The sequence below is a fragment of the Ekhidna sp. genome, assembly GCF_965212185.1.
Lineage (GTDB): Bacteria > Bacteroidota > Bacteroidia > Cytophagales > Cyclobacteriaceae > Ekhidna.
The window spans coordinates 1,966,346-1,981,750 of sequence record NZ_OZ243102.1; the positions used below are offsets into that span (position 1 = coordinate 1,966,346).

Annotated in this window: 10 protein-coding genes; 8 read left to right on the forward strand and 2 right to left on the reverse strand. The window is 39.6% G+C overall.

The genetic code is table 11. From position 1 onward, the window contains the following. Nucleotides 1-433: 433 nt before the first annotated feature. From ACOMC3_RS08590 to ACOMC3_RS08615, 6 genes are all read left to right on the forward strand, one after another. Entirely contained in the window at nt 434-4,738 is a 4,305-nt protein-coding gene (locus ACOMC3_RS08590) for a sensor histidine kinase (protein ID WP_420319131.1), read from the forward strand. Continuing rightward, entirely contained in the window at nt 4,728-6,893 is a 2,166-nt protein-coding gene (locus ACOMC3_RS08595) for a sensor histidine kinase (protein WP_420319132.1), read from the forward strand. The genes ACOMC3_RS08590 and ACOMC3_RS08595 overlap by 11 nt, the downstream gene beginning before the upstream one ends. Nucleotides 6,894-6,939: 46 nt before the next feature. Continuing rightward, nucleotides 6,940-8,913 (forward strand): ATP-binding protein, encoded by a 1,974-nt coding sequence (locus ACOMC3_RS08600; RefSeq protein ID WP_420319133.1) that lies wholly within the window; start codon nt 6,940-6,942, stop codon nt 8,911-8,913. Further along, nucleotides 8,910-10,868 carry an ATP-binding protein gene (locus tag ACOMC3_RS08605; RefSeq protein ID WP_420319134.1) on the forward strand — a complete coding sequence of 653 codons (1,959 nt, stop codon included), beginning with the start codon at nt 8,910-8,912 and terminating at the stop codon, nt 10,866-10,868. The genes ACOMC3_RS08600 and ACOMC3_RS08605 overlap by 4 nt, the downstream gene beginning before the upstream one ends. 64 nt (nt 10,869-10,932) lie before the next feature. Further along, the gene (locus tag ACOMC3_RS08610; protein WP_420319135.1) at nt 10,933-11,310 is read left to right on the forward strand and encodes a response regulator; all 378 of its coding nucleotides are present in this window, start codon (nt 10,933-10,935) and stop codon (nt 11,308-11,310) included. Further along, nucleotides 11,307-12,446 carry a response regulator gene (locus tag ACOMC3_RS08615; RefSeq protein WP_420319136.1) on the forward strand — a complete coding sequence of 380 codons (1,140 nt, stop codon included), beginning with the start codon at nt 11,307-11,309 and terminating at the stop codon, nt 12,444-12,446. Before ACOMC3_RS08610 ends, ACOMC3_RS08615 begins: the two co-directional genes overlap by 4 nt. On the opposite strand, the gene ACOMC3_RS08620 is transcribed toward ACOMC3_RS08615, so the two are convergent. Continuing rightward, a complete protein-coding gene (locus ACOMC3_RS08620; RefSeq protein WP_420319137.1) occupies nt 12,438-12,815 on the reverse strand; it encodes a response regulator in 378 nt (125 codons plus the stop codon). The two genes, ACOMC3_RS08615 and ACOMC3_RS08620, sit on opposite strands and share 9 nt — an antisense overlap. Nucleotides 12,816-12,900: 85 nt before the next feature. Here ACOMC3_RS08620 and ACOMC3_RS08625 point away from each other — a divergent pair, with 85 nt between their 5' ends. Next, nucleotides 12,901-13,800, forward strand: a complete 900-nt coding sequence (locus tag ACOMC3_RS08625; protein WP_420319138.1) for a hypothetical protein — start codon at nt 12,901-12,903, stop codon at nt 13,798-13,800. A 149-nt stretch (nt 13,801-13,949) separates the two neighbouring features. Continuing rightward, nucleotides 13,950-14,738 (forward strand): sensor histidine kinase, encoded by a 789-nt coding sequence (locus tag ACOMC3_RS08630; protein WP_420319139.1) that lies wholly within the window; start codon nt 13,950-13,952, stop codon nt 14,736-14,738. Here the strand turns inward: ACOMC3_RS08630 and ACOMC3_RS08635 are convergent, their stop codons facing one another. Beyond that, complete coding sequence (locus ACOMC3_RS08635) at nt 14,739-15,263, reverse strand: CIA30 family protein (RefSeq protein ID WP_420319140.1); 525 nt, start codon at nt 15,261-15,263, stop codon at nt 14,739-14,741. Nucleotides 15,264-15,405 lie beyond the last annotated feature (142 nt).

Sequence of the window (15,405 nt, forward strand, 5' to 3'; positions counted from 1 at the left end):
TACCGGTGTTCAATTTTTATTATCGCTAATGATTTAAGGCCTTTTTTTCGATCACCCAATGCCTTAGGCAAAGAAATGACCAAAGTTAATCGCCGGAACGACGAACCACTCCCCTCTCTAATATTAGAGAGGGGCCGGGGTGAGTTGGTAACAACCCTCTGCTTAGCCCAGATCCTGAAATAAATTCAGGATGACACCCGCTACCGAAAACATCTTAGGTTATTAGTTACGACTATACAGTCATCCCCGATCGTCGGAACGAGGTGGGAAGACTGGACTCAGGAAGAAAATTCCCCTCCTTGGAGGGGTAAGGGGTGGGTTATTCATCAGATACTTCAGATCATGCACTTGTTTCATTCCTTAAACTCAGGTAAATTAAGGGTTTACACTGCCTAGTTAATTTCAAAATGAGAACTTCGGTTCCGTCAACTATATGCCTTCACCAAAAGCACCAACATCTAAAAGTTCCTCGAAAAAGGATAAAGCTCTATTGACCAAAATAGAAGTACTTGAAAGAAAGCAGGAATTAGAAGCAGCATTAGAGCGGGTTAGAGCAGCTTCCATGGCGATGCATGACTCGAGTGAATTGAGCAAAGTTGCAAAAGTTCTGAACGATGAGTTTTCAAAACTAAAGATTCGGGGGTATTCAGGTGTGTCCCTTCTTTTATTTGAGGAGAATGGAACCACTACCATGTGGGACTTTTCAGATCCAGGAAATATGGGCAAACCGGATCATAAAGTTGCGACCTGGGAGCCTAAGAAATATCCCCAACTAGGTGAAACATGGAAAAAATGGAAGGAAAAAAAAGAATACTTCACCATTGAATATGATTCTGAAAAGGTGAAAAAGGGCCTTGAGGAATGGAAGCAAATCAATTCTGATGTATACAAAGCCCTTAAGGGCCCCTTCGATAAAGGTTTAATTGATACTCAGTGGAATGCTTTTGGTAAATTCTCTAGCGGACTCCTAACGCTGGATTTACTCAATCCTCCCGATGATGAAATCAGGGTTATTACGATTAAAATGGCCAATGCATTTGGTCTTGCATACCAGCGTTTTTTAGACCTTCAAAAAGCTGAAGAACAAGCCAGAAAAGCAAATATCGAAGCGGCACTCGAACGGGTGCGTACCAGAACGATGGCTATGCAAAGCAGTGATGAGCTATCGGAGGCTTCATTTCTGTTAGATCAGGAAGTTAGAAACCTGGGCATTAAGACGTGGGGATGTGCATTCAACATTTATCGTGAGAAAGACTCCATCGAATGGTTCGGAAATGAAAAAGGCGTCCTGCCAACCTACACGATCCCGAGAAAAGGCATCTTTAAAAAATACTATGACCTGGGACAAAAGGGAAGTTCTATACACGTACAGGAATTTAAAGGCCAAAAGTGCATCGAGCATTATGAATACATGAGCACACTGCCCGTCATTGGAGATGTGCTCAAGAAACTAAAAGAATCAAACGGCTCTTTTCCCGAATATCAGATCGACCATGTCGTCTATTTTAAATACGGATACCTCCTGTTTATCACGATCGAATCAGTACTTGAGTCACATAACATTTTCATGCGGTTTGCGAAAGTATTTGAACAAACCTATACCCGTTTCCTGGACCTTAAGAAAGCTGAAGAACAAGCCAGAGAAGCCCAAATAGAACTGGCATTGGAACGGATAAGAGCACAGGCAACTGCCATGAAAGAGTCGAGCGACCTGCAAGACATTGTGGTGGCCATGCGAAAAGAGTTTGTAAACCTGGGATACGAAGCGAATTATTTCTGGCATATGAGATGGCTACCGGATCGATATGAAAAAGCAATGACCGCCGGTGATGGCGCACGCATCGGCATGGTAATGAAACTGCCTCGGCATATCCATGGTGATGTTCCTCTGGTGGCCAAATGGGAAAAAAAGAAGGATCCTACGCTGGTTTTTCCAATGGATGCTGAAACAGCAGTAACCTATGTAGACAAAATGATCTCCCTTGGAGATTTCGAACAGCTGGATCCCAATGCGCCTAGTCTGGAAGACGTACGAAATCTTGGTGGATTGACCTTCATCATGGCCCGAACCACTCATGGTGAAATTGGTTACAGTTTGCCGGGCAACATCCATGAGCCACCAAAAGAAGGAATTGAGACACTCCGACGATTTGCTAGCGCCTTTGATTTGGCGTACAAGAGATTCGAAGATTTAAAACAAGCAGAGCAGCAGGCACGAGAGGTGAAAGTTGAAGCTGCGTTAGAGCGAGCTCGTGCTCAAAGCATGATGATGCAGCACTCTGATGAAATAGATAATGTTTCAAATGTATTTCATGAGCAAATCACCTTCCTGGATATACCCTCAGAATTTTCCTATGTATGGCTTCCAGATGAAGAGAATCAATCTCATCAATTCTGGGCAAGTTGGCATGAAGAAAAAGGGAAGAAAAGAGCCCTTGAAAGCAAACAAATTACCTATCCGTTAGACAAATCGGAACCTTACACGGCTGCCTGTTTTAAAGCCTGGGCTAATCCGGATGTAATTCTAGAAGAATTCATCAAACCTTCAGATGTCGTGGGTTTTTTTGACGTTTGGCACGAACTATTGGATGGTGCTCAAAATTTAAAGTCGAATTATTTTCCAGATGGACTTTACTATTCGGAGGCCTATATGAGATATGGTTGCTTTGGGATAAATATCCGGCGCAAGCTTTCTGCTGATGAAAAGGCTATACTTAAAAGGTTTTCTATAGAATTCGAAAGAGCTTACACTCGCTTTCTTGATTTAAAAAAGGCAGAAGCTCAGGCAAGAGAAGCTCAGATTGAAGCTGCAGTAGAACGTGTAAGAGCAGAAGCTATGGCCATGCATCTGCCAAGTGATCTAGTCAAAGTGACTCAAACTTTGATCATGGAGATCACCAACCTTGGCATAGAAGGCATTACGGGGGCAGCATTTATTCTCATAGATGAAAATGACATTGTGACCATGTGGGATATCTCCGATCCCGGCAATATGGGCTATACCCGAGACCATAAGTCTACCTATGATCCAAAAGAATTTAATATGCTGGGTGAATTCTGGCGTAAGTGGAAAAATGGTCAAGAGTACTTTGTCATTGAATACGACCTAGAGAAAAACAAAAAGGAGTTGGAAGAATGGAAATTGGTAGATGAAGAGAATTATTTGAATCTCAAACGTGCCATTGAAAATAACAAACTAAAAACACAATGGAATCCTTTTGGTAGCTTTTCCAGCGGTTTACTAACTCTGGATATGTTGACAGAACCTGATGAGGACACGGAGTTAATCGTCATCAAAATGGCCCGAACGTTTGATCTGGCCTATCAGCGATTTGACGATCTGCAAAAAGCTGCAGAGCAAGCAACAGAAGCACGAAAACAAGCCTCTTTGGATAGAATACGAGCTGAAATAGCTTCAATGAGAAACCAAACTGATTTGGAGAAACTGACACCATTTATTTGGACAGAACTCAGCTCACTGGGTATTTCATTTTTTAGATGTGGAATTTTTATAATGAATGAACAGTCAAAAAAAATAAACATGTACCTCTCAACTCCAAAGGGAGAGTCAATAGCCACTGTCACGCTTGACTTTGATAATAGTGACATTACACTTGCCGCCAGTCAACATTGGAAGAATCAACATATATTTAGAGAGAAGTGGGACAAGGACCAATTTATCGAGTGGTCTAAGGGATTAGAAGATCAGGGATTAGTTATTAGCTCTGAGAGCTATCAACATTCTGAAACTCCTCCTGAACAGCTTTGCTTACAGTTTGTGCCCTTCAAGCAAGGGATGCTCTATGTTGGCACACAAGATTTTCTAATCGAAAATGATCTGGATCTTGTTCAGGATGTAGCGGATGCATTTTCTATTGCCTATACTCGGTACGAGGATTTTGTGCAACTTGAAAAGGCCAAGCGTATGGCTGAAGATGCTCTTGGAGAATTACGTTCAACGCAAAGCCAATTGGTTCACGCAGAAAAGATGGCGTCTCTTGGAGAGTTAACCGCCGGAATTGCGCATGAAATTCAGAACCCACTAAACTTTGTCAATAACTTCTCCGACCTGAATACTGAGTTAGTAGAAGAATTGAGAGAAGCACTTGATTCTGGTGACACAGAAGAGGCAAAAGCAATTCTTAATGACTTAAAATCGAACGAAGAAAAAATCATCCATCATGGGAGAAGAGCAGAGGGCATTGTAAAAGGGATGCTTCAGCACTCCAGAGGGGGTGATGGCAAGAAGGAGCTGACAGACATCAATACATTGGCAGATGAATTTCTTCGCCTCTCCTACCACGGTTTAAGAGCAAAGGACAAGTCGTTCAATGCCAAATTTAAGTGCACTCTTGATGAGAACCTTCCTAAAATTGAAGTGCTCTCTCAGGACATTGGAAGGGTTTTCCTAAATCTGATCAATAATGCCTTTCATGCAACTGCCGAACAAAGTAAGAAAGATGCATCGTACAAGCCCACAGTAGAAGTTGTCACCCAAAAGGAAGAGGACCACATCAAAATTCAGGTAAAAGACAATGGTGCCGGCATCCCTGACAAAATTAAAGACAAAATATTCCAACCATTTTTCACTACCAAAGCAACCGGAACAGGTACTGGACTTGGCTTATCTCTCAGCCATGACATCATTTCCAAAGGACATGGTGGCACCATAGAGTTGGAGAGTGAAATAGGAAAGGGAACCACGTTTACCATTCGACTGCCAATCCATGCGTCATAGATCCTTTTTCATATTCTTCATTCTCCTTTTTGGCATTTGTCAATCGGCTTTCAGTCAGAACAAAGTAGTCGTACTTGATGCCACCATGTTTCACTCCCATCAACGCTTGTTTTTAACACCTTTAGATGGATGGCTATATAAACAAGGACATGATCCTGAGTGGGCTCAAACTGATCTGGATGTATCCGACTGGCAATCATTCAGACCTAACCAACTCAATGCCGAGATGGAAGATGCTTCAGGAAGATTGGAAGGGTGGTTTCGAATTAAAATCAAATTAAATGAGTCATTTGATGGCATGCCACTGGCGATCAGCAGAGATCTATGGGCAGCTACAGACATCTACATCGATGGCGAGTTGATTCATTCGTTCGGTGATACGTGCAATCCATACGAACCTTACAATCCAATACTAAAACATCCCCAACCCATCAATCTGGAGGTTGGGAAAGCGTATCTTTTAGCCATTCATTTTGTTGATTATGAGAGCACCTTCCAGCAGCGAGAGCTCAGGTTGAAACCCGATAATCTCAAGAGTCTCATTGCTATCACAGGGCCGGCATATATCGATTATGTGGATCGAAACTCCAAATCATCATACATCTTTGGCTCATTAAGCATCGGGTTAAGTGCCCTTTTATTCTTTTTGTTTTGGTTTCTCTACTTTCTAAATAAGAATCAAACACTTTTCAAACTCATTGCCTGGTTGATCACATTTGTTTTACTCACTTCCATCGCAATTTTTTACAATTCGTTTTTTGAGATTTCTTACGTTGTAGAGAAGATTCGATTCCTGTTTCTGATCAACCTGCAAGCAATAACAACCATTCTTGGATTGTTCATTTTGGAATGGATGCTCACTCAAAAGAATTCACTTTGGTCTAAAGTGATCTTCTGTGCTTTGTTAATAACAAATACTCCTGCGCATCTTTTTTCCATTTCATTGCCTTTTGGAATCGCATTTACTTTCATGCTGGGATATTATGGAAGTTTGTTATATAAACATTGGAAATCGATTAAAGGAGCTCAATGGGCGGTTGTTATTGGAGTAATTGCTTCAACACTTGCTACCCTACAATACATCAGTATACACAAGTATTTGCTCGATTTTTACAATGAGTATGATAAGCCAATTATTTCCTTGGCTAATCTGATTACCCCGTTATTCCTACTCGGTTATGTTTCTGCACGATTGAATGAAAGCTTAAAGGAAGTGTATGAAGAAAGCCGGAAGGTGCTAAAAGTCAACGAAGAAAAAAGGGAATTACTGGCCAATCAAAATGTACTACTTGAACAGCAAGTAAATGAACGAACTGCTGCACTGAACCAGTCAATTGAAGATCTAAAAGCCACGCAAAACCAGCTAATCCACTCTGAAAAGATGGCTTCCCTGGGAGAGCTAACTGCAGGAATCGCTCACGAGATTCAGAATCCACTCAACTTCGTTAATAATTTCTCTGAGCTCAATAAAGAGCTTATTGAGGAGCTGAAGGATGCAGTGGCTAAAAATGATCAGGAAGAAGTCAAGGCCATTCTGAAAGACCTACTCGAGAATGAAACGAAGATTGCTCATCACGGCAAACGTGCTGAAGAAATTGTAAAAAGCATGCTCCAGCATTCTCGTAGTGGCAATGACGAAAAGGAGCTTACTGATATCAACCAGTTAGCAGATGAGTACCTGCGTCTCGCTTATCATGGTTTAAGAGCTAAGGACAAGTCCTTTAACGCTGATTTTAAAACTGAGCTAGACCCTTCCCTACCCAAGATCAAAGTTGTGCCACAGGATATCGGGCGTGTATTGCTTAACCTGATCAATAATGCTTTTCAGGCCTGCGCTATAGGCGCAGGTGGTGACCGCAGCGTCAGCACCATGAAAGCAGATTACAAACCTTTAGTTATTGTATCAACAAAAAAGACAGCCGAGAGTATCCAAATCACCGTTTCCGACAATGGACCAGGCATCCCAGACAACATCCGGGATAAAATCTTCCAACCGTTCTTTACTACCAAAGCAACTGGTGAAGGAACTGGGTTAGGGTTGAGTATGAGCTATGACATTGTGACCAAGGGTCATGATGGAGAAATTCTGTTTGAATCAATACCAATGAGTGGAACTTCATTTGTCATTAAAATACCTGTAAAGGGAAACACATAATTGAATTAATATGTGTGCCATACTAAAACATATACTTGATTACCATATGATAAGAGTAGTACTTATCATTATTCTGTTTTCCTGCAGCTTTTCAAACAGCGCCCAAGTACCCGCTGATCAACTGTCCGTAATCAAAAAGAAATTTTCCGAATCGAAACATGATTCAACTAAACTTCGGCTTAGCACCGCCATAGCAACTGGATATCGATTTTCAAATATTGATTCATCACTACACTACTACAATATATCATTAGGAATAGCTGATAGATTGAATTTAACAAATCAGAAGGCGTATCTACTTTCTTTAATTGGGGCAGTTTTTTTAGAGAATGGCAAACTGCCTGAGTCACTGGCTTATCAATTCGAAGCATTAAGAATTGGCGAAGAATTAAGAGATACAGTTGTAACTAGTAATGCGCTTAACAGAATTGGAAATGTATACATGGAGTTAGCAGACTACCATAGAGCTATAGAATATTATGAATTATCAAAAGCTCAGTTTTGGGCGATAGGCGATACTGGAATGTATCACAATGAAATTTCAAATATTGGAAACATTTATTCCTTAATGAATCAGCCAGATTCAGCATTGTATTATCAAAAAATTGTTTATCAGGCATCATTAAGTGCAACTGATAGATATGATTACACATTTGCAGAAATCATGTTTAGGTATGGAAATGCATTTAAGCTTAAGAAAAGCTTGGACAGTGCTCTTTTTTACTATCAGAGGGCCATTCAAGAGGCTCAATTTGATAACGATTTAAGAAATCTTGCTATGAGCTATTTTTCAATAGCGGAACTTTATCTTGAACTTCAAATTACAGACTCAGCTCTTAACTACGCCCAAAATGCAATTCAAACGGCTGAAAAAATTTCATTCAAGAAGATTATTCGTGAGTCTGCTTTACTGATTAGTAGCGTATTCAAAGAGAGAAAGAACTATGAAGATGCTTATAGTTATCTCATAATGGCAAACAAAGTACAAGAAGATATAGCCGGGACAAAAAAATTGCAGGAATTGCAGCAAATAATACTAGACGAGCAAGAAAGAAATAAGGAGGATAATATTCAGCGAATTGCCAATCAAAGTAGAAATCGACAATTAGCACTACTTACAGGATCCTTAATTCTTGTACTTATTGGATTAATTCTCTTTAGGAATAATCGCCAAAAGCAGAAAGCAAATCGAGCACTAAAAGAGTCTATTTCAAAACTCCAATCAACTCAGAACCAACTCATCCACTCGGAAAAAATGGCCTCTCTTGGTGAGCTAACTGCAGGAATCGCTCACGAGATTCAGAACCCACTCAACTTCGTGAATAATTTTTCTGAGCTCAATAAAGAGCTTATTGAGGAGCTGAAGGATGCAGTGGCTAAAAATGATCAGGAAGAAGTCAAGGCCATTCTGAAAGACCTACTCGAGAATGAAACGAAGATTGCTCATCACGGCAAACGTGCTGAAGAAATTGTAAAAAGCATGCTCCAGCATTCTCGTAGTGGCAATGACGAAAAGGAGCTTACTGATATCAACCAGTTAGCAGATGAGTACCTGCGTCTCGCTTATCATGGTTTAAGAGCTAAGGACAAGTCCTTTAACGCTGATTTTAAAACTGAGCTAGACCCTTCCCTGCCCAAAATCAATGTCGTTCCGCAGGATATTGGAAGAGTCTTGTTGAATTTGATCAATAATGCTTTTCAGGCCTGCGCTATAGGCGCAGGTGGTGACCGCAGCGTCAGCACCATGAAAGCAGATTACAAACCTTTAGTTATTGTATCAACAAAAAAGACAGCCGAGAGTATCCAAATCACCGTTTCCGACAATGGTCCGGGCATCCCAGACGATATCAAAGACAAGATCTTCCAACCATTCTTCACCACCAAAGCTGCTGGAGAAGGAACCGGATTAGGTTTGAGTATGAGCTATGACATTGTGACCAAAGGGCATGGAGGGACGATTGAAGTAGAAAGTAAAGAAGGCCAAGAGACAACATTCATCCTTACTCTCCCACTCACATGAAAAGATCACTTCTGATACTGCTAATACTGACAGTCTTTCTTGTGAATAGCATAGGACAAAATATCAACACGGACAGAGCCTATCGTGACAGTTTAAAATCTCAATTATTTGTAGCGGATAATGACAGCACGCTAGTACAAATCTTAAATTCATTGGCAGAATCTTATTGGATGTCGGAATACGATTCGAGTATTTTCTATGCAAGAAATGGTCTTCTTATAGCCCGAAAAAGTAACTATCAAGCAGGCGAAGTAAATTCTTTACTCACGCTCTCACTGGTTAGCTCTGTCATTGGAGATGTGGTAAAGGGTTATGAATACTCATCAATGGCCATCAAGCTATCCGTAGCGTTGAAAAATGAACACCTACTCAGTAAATCTTACTCTGCATTCGGCCAGGCGCTCTCTTCCTCGGGGAAATACAGAGAAAGCATCCGAGCTATTAAAAAAGCATTAACCTTCAAAAGCAAGGATCCATTACAACTGATGGCAAATTATGCACAGCTATCTGATTGTTATGCAAGATTGAACATGGCTGACTCAGCTAATTATTTTGGGAAAAAGACTTTTAATGAGATCAATCCAGACATACTGAATCCACCCTACCCGCTACGAATTGTAGCGAATATGCATCGTAGATTAGGTGCTAAAAATCTGGCTTTATCATTCTATAAACAGTCGGTGAAATCATCGTTCAACAAGGATGATGATGTCAGTTTAACCAAAGCATATCTGGACATTTCCAGGCTATACCATCAAAATGGCTTGACTGATTCCACCTTTTATTATGCAGATTTAGCTTTATTAAATTCGAAAAAATCAAGAAGTATTGTTCTCATCATTGAAGTAAGTGAATACCTGGCTAATCTTTATACAGCAATTGATCTGAGAAAAGCTTTGGCTTATGCAAATGAAAGTAATGCAGCCAGAGACAGTCTTAAATTCATTCTTCAAGAACAATCCATCAAGAGTTTCAATGACTTTGACCAAAAATTAAAGGAACTTGAAATTCAGCAAAGCAGAAATGAATTACGTGCTAAAATCAGACAGAATACCTTTATTGGAAGCACCTTCACACTGTTAGTTATAGCATTTGCACTTTGGAGAAACAACCGCATCAAGCAACGGGGAAAAAAGCGAGTAGAAAAGGCCTATGATAAACTAAAGACTGCTCAGCAAAAGCTTATCCACGCAGAGAAAATGGCTTCTTTAGGTGAAATCACTGCTGGAATTGCCCATGAAATCCAGAACCCACTGAACTTCGTGAATAATTTCTCAGACCTGAACAGAGAGTTATTGGATGAGATTGAAGAAACAATCAATAAAGGTGATCAGAGCGAAATAAATCAACTGATTGAGGACCTAAAGGAAAATGAGAAGAAGATCACACATCACGGTAAACGTGCTGAAGAGATCGTGAAGAGCATGCTGCTGCACTCACGCACTGGTACATCCGAAAAAGAGGAAACAGACATCAATGCCCTCGCTGATGAATGTCTAAGTCTCTCCTACCATGGTATTCGAGCAAAAAACAATCAGTTTAGGGCACATTTTGTATTGAATTCAGACCCACATTTACCTAAAACACATGTGGTAAGACAGGACATTGGTCGTGTCCTTTTAAACCTGATTAATAACGCGTTTTATGCTGTAGCAGAAAAATCGAAAGTGGCCGAAGGAGAATATAACCCTCAGATTAAAGTGATTACACAGTCAAGCAAGAACGAAATAATCATCATAATCAAAGACAATGGGATTGGCATTCCTGATGAGATAAAGGACAAAATATTTCAACCTTTCTTTACAACTAAAGCTGCTGGAGAAGGAACCGGTTTGGGATTATCAATGAGCCATGAGATCATTACTCAAGGTCACAGAGGAACCATTGAGGTAGAAAGTAACCAAGGGTACGGTACCTTCTTTGAAATTAAGCTTCCCATTAAAGGAAATACCTAAAAATTAAAAAAAACTGATAATCCTCTATTATATTTAATTTGCTCAACCAACTAACCGCCACACCATGAAGATTTTAATTGTAGACGATGAATTAGATGTTGAACCACTATTTCAACAGCGATTCCGTAGAGAAATAAAATCCAATGAACTTGAAATGAAATTTGTTCATTCAGGTGAAGAGGCCATTGAATATCTGGAATCAGACGGCTATCGTGACAAGCTCATTTTATCCGATATCAATATGCCTGGCATGAGTGGTTTGGAGTTGCTAGACAAGATTCAAAAATCGTCCACCCCCCCTCCTCCTGTGGTTATGATGATTTCTGCATACGGTGATGAGGAAAATAAAAACACCGCACAAAAACTAGGTGCAAATGATTTTCTTACCAAACCGCTAGACTTCAGTCTGCTGAAAGAAAAAATTAAATCCCTGAACGTATGACCAAAATTCTAGTAGTCGATGATGAGCCGGATTTAGAAGCACTAGTCAGACAAAAATTTAGAAAGAATATACGATTAGGCGAATACCAGTTCTACTTTGCAGAAAATGGTCAAAAAGCATTGGATTTGATTGCAGAAACGGAAGTAGACCTGGTGCTGACAGATATCAATATGCCAGAAATGGATGGTCTGACGCTATTATCAAAACTGAATGAGCAAAATTATTTTCTAAAAACTGTCATTGTTTCAGCGTATGGTGACATGGAAAACATCCGTACAGCAATGAATTTGGGTGCTTTTGATTTCATCACCAAACCCATCGATTTCAAAGATTTGGAGATAACTATGGTTAAAACCATCAAACACATTCTCCAGCTGCGGAAGAATGCCGAGACACTCCGTGAGAATGATACATTGAAAATTTATCTGAGAGAAATAAAAGCACAGAAACGTTTAAAGGATCGCTTTTTCGCCATTATCTCACACGACCTCAGAGGACCTGTTAGTGCTTTTAGTGGAATCAGCCAGGTTATTTCCCTATATCTGAAACAGGCAAAATATGAAGACCTGGAGAAGATGATGGTAGAAGTTGATAAGGCAACCGATCATTTATCCAAATTGCTCGACAACCTACTGAATTGGGCGACTACAGAATTGAGTCAGATCCCCTATAATCCTGAAAAAATTAAGGTTACTTCAATGCTTACAGAAGTGATTGATAGTTTTGAGCTAGCAGCTAAAAGCAAAAATATCTCGATTGAATCGCACATGGACACCACTGCAGAGGTATTTGTAGATTTAAACAGCACTGTGACCATTTTCCGAAATCTGATTCACAATGCGTTAAAATTCACTCCAGAAGGCGGTAAAGTGGCTATTAAATCATCAAAAAATGGCCATTTTGTTGATGTTTCAGTAAATGATTCTGGGATTGGAATGAATGATGAACGAATTGATAATCTCTTCACTCTTACTGAAAAGTCCAGTACTTACGGTACTAAAGGTGAAAAGGGAATAGGTCTAGGTTTACAATTGGTCAATGAATTTACTAAGCTAAATAAAGGTCAGATAAAGGTCACTAGTACGGAAGGTCAAGGTACCACTTTCAACGTAAGCTTACCCATAAAATCATCCTAGAATTTCTCTCAGCTTCTTTTCAAATGATTCCGGATCAGTAACATCTGATTTATTGATGAATCCGTCGGAGTTAGCAAGCAATTCTTCTGGTGGTTCCGAAACTGATGATATCACAATGATTCGAGGTTGCTTTTCCATTGATTGGAGTCGAGGTTTAATCCAATCAACAAGATATTCCCCATCAATGTACGGCATTTCGATATCCAGAAATAATACATCCGGATTTGAATTTACAACGGCGGTGGCACCTTGAATAGGATTATCATAAGAATCAATAATGGAAATCCAATCTAGCCCTTCGGTGAAGGCCTCTAACTTTCGAGTGAAAAGTGGATTGTCATCTATGGAAATACATGATAGTGGCTTCATGTTTTTAAAGTACAACAATTAATTGATTTTAGAGGTGCTGCTGATGGGTAATAATTTTAGTTTTGCATTAGAAACCAATAGCTCAATGAGACTCGGACAGTTAGCACGAAAACATGACATCCCTGTTCAGGAAATCCTAACCTATCTGAATGAAGAAACAGGCGAGAAATTCCATGCAAATGCAAAGCTATTTGATGCCATTGAAGAAAAGATTTTCAAGCATTTCAATCTAATTAAAGAGACGCCTGTTGTTGAGCCCCAGGATCAAACGGATGCAATAGATCCAACTGATGCAGAAAGTGAGGCAGTTGATACCTTGAATAAGGTTGTTGAAGAGGAGCAAATTAATGATGAACCCACATCGGCTGCTGATGATATAGCATCAGTAGATGGTGAGCTAGAAATCTCCGGAGCTGAAACAACGATTGAAGAATTACCCGTTCAAGAAACATCGACTGAAGACATTAAACCTAGACCAAGTGAAGATGAGGTAATCCAAACTGATAGGCTGCTTGAACTTTTGGAATCTGAAGAAACACCAGTGGATCTGGAAAAAATCAAACTTATCAAGGCTCCAAAAAAAGAGCTGTCAGGTCTTAAGGTCTTAGGTAAAGTGGACTTACCTGAGCCTAAAAAGAAAATAGTGAACGAAGAGGAAGAAGCTCCCGCCTCGGATCGTAACAGACGAAACAAAAGGTCTCCTCTTACTGATGAAGAACGTGAACAAAGACGACTGAAAGCCAAACGCAAGAAAGAAGCTTATGAGGCTCGCCAAGAAAAAAGAAGAAAAGAACAGGAAACGCAGCGATTAAAAGAATTAAAAGCCAAACACTACGAACAGAAACTTAAAAATGAGCAAGTAAATAAGAAAAAGAAATCAACTCCAAAGACTAAGCAAACCGAAGCTAAAATCGAGACAGCAAACGATAGTCGGCCTGAGCCTAAAACGTGGTTAGGTAAATGGTGGCGTTGGATGAACACTTGATAACTAGCCAAAAATTTCTCATATCTGCTGAAATACCAATTTCAACGAAAACAGCAAGATAAAATAGCTGTTAATTGCAAACATGTTTTAGGTTTGAATTTATACCACCTAGTTCACTGAGTGAACCTACTAACCAATTCAAAAGACCAATGCAAGAATCTAACGAAATAGATGTTCTAAGGGAAGAAATACAGCTGTTGAAAGACGAGAAAGTCCGTTTAGATAAGATGAAAAGCAGATTATTCTCCATTGTCTCTCATGACATCAAGTCGCCCTTAGGCATTCTTGTTGGGTTTGCGGATGTGTTGATGAGGCATGTAGATGATACATACGATACGAAAGATGATCAGCAACTCGCTCAAATCAAAGGGTACCTAAACGATGGCAAGAATAAGATTCTTACACTTCTAGAGAATCTGGTTAACTGGGTAAAGATAGAAAACGGATCAGTCCCATATAGAGCTACTGAGATCAAGATTATTAAAACGTTGGAAGCGCTAAAAACTGAACTTGAACCTAATGCAACAAAGAAGGAAATCACCGTTGAAGTAAGTGGTGATGAGGATCTTACTTGCTTTGGGGATGCCACAACTTTCAATGTAATTATCAAGAATTTATTGGATAACTCCATTAAATACAGTGAAGCAGGAGGAATAATCAGTCTTTCAGCAACAGAAGAAAATGATTCTGCTATCATTGAAATAAAAGATTCCGGTACGGGAATTCCATCAGATAATATGGATCAGATATTTGAGGCAAACAAAGAAAGAGTAAAGCCTGGTACAAATGGAGAACAAGGAATTGGTCTTGGATTACCAGTAGTTAAAGGTTTTGTATCCCTGAATAATGGTGAAATAAAAGTCGAAAGTGAAGAAGGCAAGGGCACATCTATTACACTTACCTTTCCTTCAAAAGCGCCGAAGGAGACGAATTCTTAGCTACTCAAATTCGATGTAGTCCACTTCAAATCTGAAATCTCCTGCCCTCTTTTCATCAGTAATAAATCCAATACGAATGATGTCCTCTTTTTGATCTTTCTGCAAAGATTCACCTGTAGGATTTCCTAACCTATACTGCTTAAAATCAACCAGCTTGAACTCTTTGGTGACCCATTCACTACTTGAAGGTAATGACACCTTAAAATTGGGTATGTAAAATCTCTTGTCCGTCTCCATCACAAACGCCTTTTTGATTCCTTCACTTTTGTATCTGATGGATACCTTACTATAATTGGTTAAATCATATGACTCCCATGGACTTCTGAAAGAAGAGAAGCCACCATTATTCTTAAGTGAAACTTCACCGTAGAAAAGTACGCCATCATCCGTTTCTACCATATTGCCTTTAGATAACCCTCCCATTACACCATCATTTATGATATACCAATCATTGTCAGCGGATGTAAAATTGATCATGAGTGCGCTAGAAATTGGAATAATGAAAACAAGTATCAGATGAATCATGATTTATAAACAATTTCTATTACGAAGTGTTCAAATACCGATTAACAACTCTAAGAATTAATGGGAGGTCTCCAATCAAAACTTGAATAAGAGGTTAAAAACTGTAATGGGATTGAAGTTTAATGTAATTGAATGACACCTA